The organism is Actinacidiphila paucisporea (genome assembly GCF_900142575.1).
Classification (GTDB): domain Bacteria; phylum Actinomycetota; class Actinomycetes; order Streptomycetales; family Streptomycetaceae; genus Actinacidiphila; species Actinacidiphila paucisporea.
In genome coordinates this window covers 86,017-96,826 of the sequence record NZ_FRBI01000003.1, presented here as the reverse complement: position 1 = coordinate 96,826, position 10,810 = coordinate 86,017, and the positions used below count along the sequence as shown (strand labels likewise).

Annotated in this window: 7 protein-coding genes and 2 tRNA genes; 6 read left to right on the top strand and 3 right to left on the bottom strand. The window is 72.6% G+C overall.

The genetic code is table 11. The annotated features are described in order from the left end of the window. Positions 1 to 146 precede the first annotated feature (146 nt). Entirely contained in the window at positions 147 to 2,561 is a 2,415-nt protein-coding gene (locus BUE44_RS06510) for a tetratricopeptide repeat protein (protein WP_073494779.1), read from the top strand. Between the two features lie 609 nt (positions 2,562 to 3,170). Here the strand turns inward: BUE44_RS06510 and BUE44_RS06505 are convergent. Together BUE44_RS06505 and BUE44_RS06500 are read right to left on the bottom strand one after the other, a co-directional pair. Further along, positions 3,171 to 4,382, bottom strand: coding sequence for a hypothetical protein (locus BUE44_RS06505; RefSeq protein ID WP_200804354.1), 1,212 nt, complete (start codon positions 4,380 to 4,382; stop codon positions 3,171 to 3,173). 391 nt (positions 4,383 to 4,773) lie between these two features. Then, positions 4,774 to 4,849, bottom strand: a tRNA-Glu gene (locus BUE44_RS06500). A gap of 173 nt (positions 4,850 to 5,022) precedes the next feature. Here BUE44_RS06500 and BUE44_RS06495 point away from each other — a divergent pair. From BUE44_RS06495 to BUE44_RS06475, 5 genes are all read left to right on the top strand, one after another. Next, positions 5,023 to 5,373, top strand: coding sequence for a metallopeptidase family protein (locus BUE44_RS06495; protein ID WP_200804353.1), 351 nt, complete (start codon positions 5,023 to 5,025; stop codon positions 5,371 to 5,373). A gap of 562 nt (positions 5,374 to 5,935) precedes the next feature. Continuing rightward, positions 5,936 to 6,115: a hypothetical protein gene (locus tag BUE44_RS06490; RefSeq protein WP_073494775.1), complete on the top strand. Its 180-nt coding sequence runs from the start codon at positions 5,936 to 5,938 to the stop codon at positions 6,113 to 6,115. A gap of 254 nt (positions 6,116 to 6,369) precedes the next feature. Then, positions 6,370 to 8,562 carry a DEAD/DEAH box helicase gene (locus BUE44_RS06485; protein WP_107415637.1) on the top strand — a complete coding sequence of 731 codons (2,193 nt, stop codon included), beginning with the start codon at positions 6,370 to 6,372 and terminating at the stop codon, positions 8,560 to 8,562. A 280-nt stretch (positions 8,563 to 8,842) separates the two neighbouring features. Next, a tRNA-Lys gene (locus tag BUE44_RS06480) sits at positions 8,843 to 8,915 on the top strand. A 220-nt stretch (positions 8,916 to 9,135) separates the two neighbouring features. Continuing rightward, the gene (locus BUE44_RS06475; RefSeq protein ID WP_073494771.1) at positions 9,136 to 9,771 is read left to right on the top strand and encodes a hypothetical protein; all 636 of its coding nucleotides are present in this window, start codon (positions 9,136 to 9,138) and stop codon (positions 9,769 to 9,771) included. A gap of 206 nt (positions 9,772 to 9,977) precedes the next feature. Here BUE44_RS06475 and BUE44_RS06470 read toward each other — a convergent pair whose 3' ends face one another. Beyond that, positions 9,978 to 10,625, bottom strand: coding sequence for a hypothetical protein (locus BUE44_RS06470; protein WP_143172474.1), 648 nt, complete (start codon positions 10,623 to 10,625; stop codon positions 9,978 to 9,980). Positions 10,626 to 10,810 lie beyond the last annotated feature (185 nt).

Genomic DNA, 10,810 nt, shown 5'->3' with positions numbered 1-10,810 from the left:
ATGCGCTCAGCTGCCAGGGAGGGAGAACGGCCTGGCCGGATTACGGCCTTCAGGGCGTGAACGTGCGATTCGCGCAGACGAAATGACCTTTAGCATATGCGCGCGGCATGAGTTCGAGGGTGCGCATGCCGCACAAGGGGGCGTAAATGGACGGTTCACCGCACGGCGTGCACCACAACAGCATCTCGGGAGACGCGCAGCTGACCGGGCTCACCATCCAGGCCAGGGACGTGCACGGCGGCGTCCACCTCTACGCCCCGCCGAGACCCGTGCCACGACAACTGCCGCCCGTTCCCGGCCATTTCACCAACCGCACCGGTGACCTCGCGGCCCTGGACCGGTTACTGGCGCGCCTGCCGGCGGGGCACGGCGGCTCGGCGGCGGCCGTCATACCGCTGATCGTGGTCAACGGGCCGGCCGGCATCGGCAAGACCGCCCTGGTCTCCCGCTGGCTCAGCGGCCGCACCGCCGACTTCCCCGGCGGCCAGCTCTACGCCGACCTGCGCGGCCACACCGCGCAGGGGCCGGCGGCGCCCGGCGAGGTCCTGGGGCGCTTCCTGCGTTCGCTCGGCGCGTCCTGCGTGCCCGCCGACCTCGCGGAGCAGACGGCCGAGTGGCGGTCGCAGTCGGCGGGCATGAAGGTGGCGGTCCTCCTCGACAACGCCTTCACCGCCGCGCAGATACGCCCCCTGCTGCCCGCCGGTCCCGGCAGCGTCGCCGTGGTGACCAGCCGCCGACGGCTGACCGGACTCGGCCTGGACGGCGCCGACTTCCACCGCCTCCAGGGCTTCGACGCCGCCGACGGAGTCGAACTGCTCGCCCTCGGAATCGGCGCCGACCGCGTGGCCGGCGAACTCGCCGACGTCCAGCGCGTCGTGGACCTGTGCGCGGGCTTGCCCCTTGCCGTCTGCCTGGCATCCGCGCGGCTGGCGTCCCGCCCCCAGCAGCCCGTCGCGTCGCTCGCCGAGGCGCTGGCGCCCGACGCGGACGGACTCGCGGCACTCGACGTCGAAGGAGAGGTCACGGTGGGCAAGGCCCTGGACGCGTCCTACGCCGTACTCGACGCCGAGGCGGCACTCCTCTACCGGCGGCTGGGCCAACTCCCGCTGCTGACCGCCTTCGACACCCTGACCGCCGCGGCGGCCTGCGCGAGGACCCCGCGCTGGGCCGCCCAGCGGCTCGACGCACTCGTGGAGGCCAACCTGGTGGAGGTCGCCGGCCCCGACACGTACCGCTTCCACGACCTGGTCCGCGTGCACGCCCAAGGCCTGGGCGCCGCAGACGACGACCCCCAGGTGACCCTGCGACGCCTCTGCGACTGGCTCCTGCACACCACCACCGCCGCCGAACAGCTGTTGACTCCCAGCCAGTTGGTGCTGCCGCGCAACTACGTACATCCGCCCGACCTGCCGGTGCCGTTCGCCGACGAGCCGGGCGCCGTCCAGTGGCTGGACGCCCACCGCCTCGACCTGATGGCGGCCACGAGGCAGGCCGCCGACCGCGGCTGGCACGCCCTCGCCTGGCAACTCGCCGACGCCATGTGGCCGCTGTTCCTCCGGCTGCGCCACTACGACCTGTGGGTCGAGGCCTACGACATCGGGCTCGCCGCCGCACGCAGCGACGGAAACCCGCGCGCGGAGCGGCAGATGCTCAACTCCGGCGCCATCGGCCTCAACGCCGCCCGCCGCTTCGACGCGGCCGCGGCCCGCTACGAGGAGTCGCTGCGCGCCGCCCGCACTGCCGGCGACAGCCGGGACGAAGGCCAGGCCCTGCTCGGCATCGGCCGCTGCCACCGGGAGGCGGGCCGGCCGGACGCCGCCGTGCCGTACCTGCGGCAGGCCATCACCGTGTGGGAGGCGTGCGGTTACCCGCGCGGCGCGGCGCTGGCCCGTACGGTACTCGGCGAACTGGCCCTGACCGACGGCCGGCCCGCTCAGGCCGCGGCCCACTTCGCCCAGGCGCGGGAGGCGCTCGTGGCGGTGAACGACCCGCACGACGCCTCCCGCGCCCTCGCCTTCCTCGGCCGGGCCCGCGCGCTGGGCGGCGACCACGAGGGCGGGGCGGCCCTGATGGCGGAGGCGCTCGCCGTCTTCACCGCCTCCGGAGCGACCCACTGGCAGGGCCGAGCACTGGAGATGCTCGGCGACAGCGCCCACGAGAACGGCGACCACCACGGCGCGGTGGACCTGCTGACGCGGGCGCTGGCCTGCTACGAGATCACCAGCCCGGCGGATGCTCGGCGCGTACGCGGTCGGGTGGAGGAGGTGCGGCTGCCGCCGGGGCCTGGACCGGAGCCGGGGCTGCTCCCGGGGCCTGGACGGGAGCCGGGGCTGCCGCCGGGGCCTGGACGGGAGCCGGGGCTGCCGCCGGGGCCTGGACCGGAGCCGGGGCTGCCGCCGGGGCCTGGGGCGGAGCCGGGGCTGCCGCCGGGGCCTGGGGCGGAGCCATGGGCGGCGCCTGCGCCCGGGCCGGTTTCCGAGCCAGGGCGGGAGCCTGCGCCTGCGCCTGCGCTTGGGACGGAGCCGGGCCCGGGCCGGGGCCCGGACTTGGACCTGGACTAGGGGCTGGGCCCGGACTCGGGCTGCGGGCCGGGCGAGGGCGAGCAGCACGGCCCGGTGCCGGACGTCCCGTGGCGGCCGGATCCGCGCTCGCGAGGCGGGCCGGTGGACCGACCGCCACCAGGTAGGCGTGCAGGCAGGACGGGACGAGCGGGTGGTGTACGGTCCCGCTCCGGCCCGTACCCCGGCCGGCGGTGAGCCCGGGGGCGGGCCCGGGGGCGGGCCCGGGGGTGAGCCCGGCGGTCGCTCCGACGGTGAAAGCGGCCCGGCAGCCGGCGCGGGCGACCGCCCAGCCGCCGCCCGACAGGGCCACGGCCCCGAGGGCGGCGCCCGGATGCTCGGCGAGCAAGCGCGCCAGCCGGCGCCACGCCTCACCCTCCGGCCGCGGAAGGCACGCCGTCACGATGTCCGCGCAGGCGGCCAACCCCCGGTCCGCGCACGTATCGGCGTCCACGGCGAAGTGCTCGTCGAGGACGTCGGCTGCAGCGGGGGCCGCGGCCCCGTGGGCGGCTGTCAGCGCGAGGGCGTCCCTGCCCCACCGCAGCGTGACGTCCACGCCGCCCGGCAGGCCGACGCGAAGGGCCGTGCGCAGCGTGACGGTGACGAAGCCCGTCACGCCGACTCCCTCTCCGTGCCCCACACCAGCCGGTCCCACCCGGGTGGTTCCGGCAGCAGCCTGGTCACCGGCGGGTGGGCCGGACCGCCCAGCCCCATCACGCGGTACATCAGCGCGCGCATCTTCCGCGCGAAGAGGCCCGGTTCCGAGGTGATCCTGGTGGCGACGGCCGCGCGCCCGGAGTCCCGCTCGCCGTCACGCCGTTCGGCGGCCGCGTACTCCAGCTGTTCGAGCAGCGGATGTCCCGGCGACAGCGCCGGCACGGCGAGGGCGAGCGCGGCGGCCGGAGAGGCCGGGTTGACCTCCTGCGCCGGCGGTCCGGCCAGCAGCAGCGCCGCTTCCGTCAACGTGCCGTACAGCGTGACGGATCCATGGTCGCCGATGACCACGTCGGCGGCGATCAGCACGCTCCGCCAGTCGACTTCGGGCGGCACCAGCGCGATTCCCGCCTGCCGGCACCGCGCCATCCACGACCTGATCTGCCACGCGCCGTGGCCGGACCAGATGTTCGGGTGCATGAGCACGGCCACCCGGTGCGTATCGCGCGGCAGTTCGCCCATCAGCCGCGGCAGCAGCGCGTCGAAGCGGCTGAAGGACGACCACGGCCCCCACGTCGAGGCGGCCACCACCAGCTTCCGCCCGTCCGAGAGGCCGAGCGCCCGCCGGAAGGCCGGGCGCAGCGGCAGGCTCGCCGTGATCCGGTCGTGCACGGGGTCGCCGACCACCTCGGCGCGGGGCACCGCCTCGGGGCAGTTGCGCCGCAGTTCGCGCAGCTCGGCCCGGTGCGGCAGCACGACGGCCGCGGGCAGCCGCCCGCCGGGCATCAGGTCCACCCTGCGCATCCCGGCCACCCCGGGATCCCGTGTGCCGACCACCCGCTTCAGATACGCCGCCCCGTGCGGCATCGTGATCAGCGGCGCCCGCAACTCCTCCACGCCGAGCCGCCCCGCCGCCAGCGCGAGGTCGAACTCCATCCGTACGGCCTCGTCCCACGGCACCACGGCGCACCCCAGCCGCGCCAGCAGCGCGGGCACCTCGTCCCCGAACACGTGCGGTGGCGCCGTGAAGACCACCTGCACCCGGAAGTCCCCATCGAGCAGCGGCAGTACGTCCAGCAGCCGCCGCACGTAGGTGATGGTGTGCGCCACCACCAGAACCCTCTTGCACCCCACAACCGTCAGATACTGACGCGTCCCCGCGTCCGGCATCCGCCCGATCGTTCGTAAGGCTGACACGACATCCCCCAGGTATCTTCGCTCTGGGCAACCAACCTGGCACCCACTGATGAGGTGCCCGACGGGTCGGACGGATGCCTTGCCACGCCCTTGCAGAAACCTTGCACAGGCCTGTCGGCGGCCCCACCCTGCCGCCAGCCGTCCGGGCGAGGGGGACCGGATGCCCCATGCCGGATGACCGGACCGCGCGACCGGCGCGCTCTCCTCCGGCGTCACCGCCGTGGCGGCGGCTCCCCGCACTCGCTTGCCATGCGTAGGACCACCAAGCCAGCAGGCAGCGGCGGGGGAATGGCCCACCAGGGCTCACGCCCGGTTCGTTGTGGGAAGGCGCGGATGACTCGACGCGCACAGAAAGACAGAGAAGTGGTGCCCCCAACGGGATTCGAACCCGTGCTACCGCCTTGAAAGGGCGGCGTCCTGGGCCACTAGACGATGAGGGCTAACCGGCCAGCCGTCAGCGCCTTGCGACGCAGTTCGGGGACGTGAGGAGCATAGAGGATGCGCGGGGGCTTGGCCAAACGCGTTTGGCCAAACGGGTTTGCCCGAGCCGGTTCGTACCGGCGGGTCCGGCGCGCGGGGGGTCCGCCGGGGTGCGGGCCGCGACAATGGGGGTGTGCTGGAGATGAGCCGCGAGGAGTTCGAGGAGCTGGTCGGGGAAGCCCTCGACCGCATCCCGTCCGAATTGACCCGCCTGATGGACAATGTGGCCGTCTTCGTCGAGGACGAGCCGCCCGCGGGCGACCCCGATCTGCTGGGGCTGTACGAGGGCACGCCGCTCACCGAGCGCGGTGAGTGGTACGCCGGGGCGCTGCCGGACCGGATCACCGTCTACCGCGGGCCGACGCTGCGGATGTGCGAGAGCCGCGAGGACGTCGTGGCCGAGACGGAGATCACCGTCGTGCACGAGATCGCCCACCACTTCGGCATCGACGACGAGCGGCTGCACGACCTCGGGTACGGCTGAGGCGGCCGGGGCGGGGTGAGGTTCGCGTCCGCCGGGCGCTGCGGCCGTACGGGCGCGAGCGTATGTCCTGGCGTGTCCTGCCAGGAGGCGGGGCGTTGGACACGGGGAGACACCGCCCGGCGGCGTACGCCCGTAGCGTGCGCGCGCTCCCGTCACGAACCCCCGAGGTCCGCGCCAGATGCCCTCAGCGCCCGCGCCCGCAGCCGCAGCCGTCCCCGCACCTGAAGCGGCGCCCGTAGCCGTAGCCGCCGCCCGTACGACGGCCGCCGCCAGGTCGCGAGGGCTGCGGTCCGCCGTGCTCGTCGTCCTGGTCGCGGCCGGTGTCGCGTCGTGCGTCAGCGCGGGCAGCGAACCCGGCCGTACCGGACCCGCGCCCGCCGGTTCCAGCGGGAGCGTCGCCGTGTCCGGCCAGGACCACGCGGGGTCCGGTGGCCCGGGGCGGTCCGGTGTCGGCAAGGACGGGATGTCACCGTCTCCCGCGGCCCCCGGCGGCTCGCCCTCGCCGGGGACCGCCGGGCCCCCTGGCCCGGGAAGTAGCGCTCGGGGTCCGGGCGGCCGCGCCATGCCGCCCCCGGCGGGCCACCCGTCCGTACCGCAGCCCACCGCGGGCACCCCGCCGACCGCCGAGCAGACCAGCAGCGCACCGCCGACCGCGGACCCGACCACCGCGCCGCCGGACGACCCGTCCCCGTCCACGACCGACACCGGCACGGATCCCGGGACGACCGCCGGACCGGCGTAGTCGGCGTAGTCGGCGAAGCTGGCTTGGCGACGTATGTGCAGGTCAGAGCGCCTGTGGGGAGGGGATTGGCTAAAGCGGCGACTGATGCGTATGCTGGTAGATCGTTTGATCCCCTGATCCCATTGCCCGGCGCCTGATCCGTTGTGCGCCGCGTGGCGCGTTCCTTTTCTCCTGTGGCTGACCGCATCGAGGCGGTTGTAAGCAACCTACGGAGCTGGCGCGTGCCGTAAGTCTCCGAGAGGTTTTGCTTCCGCATGTCAATTGACAGTGCCGACCGTTCCGCCATGCCCGAGAACGCCGCCGACGCCGCCACCACAGAGATCACCGAGCTTCCCGGGCTCACGGAGCTCACCGAGACCGTCCCCGAGATCGCCGAGATCCCCGAGATCGACGCCGAGCCCGCCGAGCCCACCGTCACCTTCAGCGACCTCGGCCTCGCCGAGGCGATCGTCCGCAAGCTCAACCAGAACGGCGTGGTCACCCCCTTCCCGATCCAGGCCGCCACCATCCCGGACGCCCTGGCCGGGCGGGACATCCTGGGCCGCGGCCGTACCGGCTCCGGCAAGACCCTGGCGTTCGGCCTGCCGCTGCTGACCCAGCTGTCCGGCGGCCACACCGACAAGCGCCGCCCGCGCGGCGTCATCCTCACCCCGACCCGCGAGCTGGCCATGCAGGTCGCCGACGCGCTCCAGCCGTACGGCGACGTCCTCGGCCTGAAGATGAAGGTCGTCTGCGGTGGCACGTCCATGCAGAACCAGATCTACGCCCTGGAGCGCGGTGTCGACGTCCTCGTCGCCACCCCCGGACGGCTGCGCGACCTGATCAACCGGGGCGCGGCCGTCCTGGACCAGGTGCAGATCGCGGTCCTGGACGAGGCCGACCAGATGTCGGACATGGGCTTCCTGCCCGAGGTCACCGAGATCCTCGACCTGGTGCCGGCCGGCGGCCAGCGCCTGCTGTTCTCCGCCACGCTGGAGAACGAGATCGACAGCCTCGTCAAGCGCTACCTGGTCAGCCCGGTCACGCACGAGGTCGACGCCGCCCAGGGCGCGGTCACCACCATGACCCACCACGTGCTCGTGGTGAAGCCCAAGGACAAGGCGCCGGTCACCGCCGCCATCGCCGCCCGCAAGGGCCGCACGATCATCTTCGTCCGCACCCAGATGGGCGCCGACCGGGTCGCCGAGCAGCTGATCGAGTCCGGCGTGCGCGCCGACGCGCTTCACGGCGGCATGACGCAGGGCGCCCGCACGCGCACCCTGGAGGACTTCAAGGCCGGCCAGGTCAACGTCCTGGTCGCCACCGACGTCGCCGCCCGCGGCATCCACGTCGACGGCATCGACCTGGTCCTCAACGTCGACCCGGCGGGCGACCACAAGGACTACCTGCACCGCTCCGGCCGTACGGCCCGCGCGGGCAAGTCCGGCACGGTCGTCTCGCTGGCCCTGCCGCACCAGCGCAAGCAGATCTTCCGGCTGATGGAGGACGCGGGCGTCGACGCCTCGCGCCACATCATCGGCGGTGCCGGCGTCTTCGACGAGGACGTGGCCAAGATCACCGGCGCCCGCTCCCTCACCGACGTCCAGGCCGACGCCGTGCAGAACGCCGCCGCCCAGGCCGAGCGCGAGGTCGCCGACCTCACCCGCCAGCTGGAGCGCGTCCAGCGCCGCGCCACCGAACTGCGCGAGGAGGCCGACCGCCTCACCGCCCGCTCGGCGCGCGAGCGCGGCGAGGACCCGGACGAGGCGATCGCGGCCAAGGCCGCGGAGGCCGCCGCGGCCGCCGCCGCGGTGGTGACCGTGCCGGAGCCGCGCGAGGAGCGCCAGCCCCAGCAGTCCTCCCAGCGGCGCGACGACCGCGGCAACTTCGACCGCCGCCCGTCGTACAACAACCGCGACCGCGACGACCGCCGCTCCTCGTCCTCGTACGGCAACCGCAGCGACTCGCGTCCGTCGTACGGCGACCGGACGGACTCCCGTCCGTCCTACGGCAACCGCAGCGACAGCCGCCCGTCGTACGGCAACCGGTCCGACTCGCGTCCGTCGTACAGCAACCGCGACCGCGACGACCGTCGTCCGTCGTCCTCCTACGGCAACCGCAGCGACTCGCGTCCGTCGTACGGCGACCGGACGGACTCCCGTCCGTCGTACGGTGACCGGTCCGACTCGCGCCCGTCCTACGGCGACCGGTCCGACTCGCGTCCGTCGTACGGCAACCGCAGCGACTCGCGCCCGTCCTACGGCAACCGGACCGATTCTTCGCGTCCGTCGTACGGCAACCGCGACCGCGACGACCGCCGCCCGTCGTCCTCGTACGGCAACCGCAGCGACTCGCGCCCGTCCTACGGCAACCGCGACGACCGCGACAGCCGTCCGACGTACACCCGCGACAGCAACGCCCCGTCGTCGTACAGCGACCGCAAGCCGCGCTGGAAGCGCAACGGCTGACCGCCGTACCACCCGCTGAACGGGCCCGCGCCCTGCGATCTCTCGCAGGGCGCGGGCCCGTTCCGGCTACCAGGCCTCCCACTCCCCGGCCGCGGTCAACGACCTGACCGGCGACGGCGGGGCCGCCGGCCGACCCCCGACTGCCCCGATCCGCGGCGCGGGCCAGACCACCACAACCCTCCCGCACCCCCTCCGACCCCCCGCGCCCCCGGGCCCACCAGGCCCCGACACCCCCTCACCCTGCCAAGCCCCTCCGGAGACCCGGTTATGCTGTCGGTGCGGGCCGTTAGCTCAATTGGCAGAGCAGTGGACTTTTAATCCATTGGTTGTGGGTTCGAGTCCCACACGGCCTACGGGGTCCGGCCTCTTTGGGGGCCGCTGACCTGCGGTTCGGTGCCCCGGTCGTCGGAAGACGGCCGGGGCACAGCCGTGCCGGGGGGCGTGCGTGAGCGGGCGCGCGGCTGACGGAGAGGCCCCGCGACCTCCGGTAGAGGCGTCGCCTGCTGCCGGCCCGTTGTCACAGGGGCGCCCTATGGTGTGTGGCACCGGGGTGAGGTGACTTGGGGGTCATTCATGGGAACCAGTTACGAGGGCGTACTCGTCACGGCCGGAATCGAGCAGGTGCGCACTGCTCTGGTCCAGGCCGAAGCGACGGCGATCGTTGCCCCTGTCGGTGTGGATCGCACCGCGATACTGCCGCGTGAGGGCGCGCACAAAGTCTCGGAGGTCGACGACCTGGGGCGCTACCTCAGCGGCACCTGCGGGTTCAGCGTGCTCGTCCACAGCCTGTACGACTCCGACCTGCTGAGCTTGTACGTCTACAGAGGCGGGGAGTGCGTTCACGAGTACCAGTCGGAAATGGCCTACCTGGGAACTCCCTTTGAGGACGACGACGGTGAGATGAAGGTGGAGTTGGGCGGCGTACTTCACGATTCGGAAGATGCGTCTCCGCCGAGCGGCCCTGGTGGCGCTGATCCCGAGGTGATCGCACCTTTTGGCACCGGGGACGTGGATTTTGATCGGCTAGGCGCGCTGCTCAGGGGCGAGGGCTTGGACGAGGACGAGCGGATTTTTGCCGAGTGTCGGCATTGGGCTGTCGTAGAGGTGTTGAACCTTCAACCCGCCGCGCTGACCAAGGCATACCGTCACGCCAAGGTTTCTGATCTCCCCGGGGCCGTACTGGTCGGCCCTTCGCGGGACGAACCGTAGGCCGACTCCGCTGTTGAGAGACGTGGGAGCAGGCTGTTCGGCTGGCGGAGTCCGTGGTGCGGGGGCGGCTCGCGGCGGGGGCGCAGGTGTAAGCAGGCGTACCCGAAATGTCTGTGAGGACTGCGAACGTCAACCGCCCGGCCTGTAGGAACGGATTTCGCGTACTCAGAGGTCCGCGGCGAGCACCGCGGAAGGTGCTGGGAGCGTCAAGGAGACCCGGCCGCGGTCCACAGTTTGTCCATCAGGCGCATGAGAACCTCGTATGTCTGACCCCGGCGGTATTTGATAACAGGCGAACTGCTGCCGTGCCGGTCTGCTGAGTAGGGCGTCAGGTAGAGGACCCGCTCTGTTGCGACAACACGTCCCAGGTGAGGGATGTTGTAGCCACGCACTTCGAGGTGGCCGGGCACCAGGAGGGGGGTCAGGTAATCGTAGGTCGCCGCTACCTGTCGGCGGAGGAGGTCCGTACCGAAGGCAGAGTCGAAGACGTGCAGTTCGGCCTCACGGTCAGCGATCCAGTCGGCTTCGCCTGTAGGTACGGCGAGCTGCGGGAGCATGATGCGGCAGCGGCAGCGCCGGGTGTGGCTCCGGGTGATCATCTCGGCGAACGTTTCACGTTGGAGTTCGGCTCCGCGGCTTGTGAAGATGAACACCGTCTGCGCGCGGCTGAGTTCGCGCTTGATGTCCGGCCCTGCCTCCCCGCCGTTGGCGAACACCTCCTCGGAGTCGAGGTGAAGCAGATGGGCCGCGACACCGCGAGCGAAGTGGCGTGCTGTCTTCGAGAGTGTCCACGCGAGCAGCACGAAGAGAGCACTCGATAACAGCGATATACCCGTCTCCGTCAGAACTTCCATCCTCACTCCCCCATGGCCGCTGCGGCCATCGATTGCAGTGTCTTCGGTAGCCGGTCGCCAGATCAGAGTGGACGTGGCGAGGCGACCCGCCCGCTCATCATCGCGGAAGCTGCCGGTGTCGCTCACGGTGTTGGCGGACACCGCTGTCCTGGGGGCGGTACAGAAGTGGCAGCAGGAATTGCGGG

What these genes read in the sequence shown, in the direction of transcription:
- BUE44_RS06510 (WP_073494779.1), top strand. Translation starts at nt 147, where the DNA reads ATGGACGGTTCACCGCACGGCGTGCACCACAACAGCATCTCGGGAGAC.
- BUE44_RS06505 (WP_200804354.1), bottom strand. Translation starts at nt 4,382, where the DNA reads ATGCCGGACGCGGGGACGCGTCAGTATCTGACGGTTGTGGGGTGCAAG.
- BUE44_RS06470 (WP_143172474.1), bottom strand. Translation starts at nt 10,625, where the DNA reads ATGGAAGTTCTGACGGAGACGGGTATATCGCTGTTATCGAGTGCTCTC.
- BUE44_RS06490 (WP_073494775.1), top strand. Translation starts at nt 5,936, where the DNA reads ATGCCGCCCCCGGCGGGCCACCCGTCCGTACCGCAGCCCACCGCGGGC.
- BUE44_RS06485 (WP_107415637.1), top strand. Translation starts at nt 6,370, where the DNA reads ATGTCAATTGACAGTGCCGACCGTTCCGCCATGCCCGAGAACGCCGCC.
- BUE44_RS06475 (WP_073494771.1), top strand. Translation starts at nt 9,136, where the DNA reads ATGGGAACCAGTTACGAGGGCGTACTCGTCACGGCCGGAATCGAGCAG.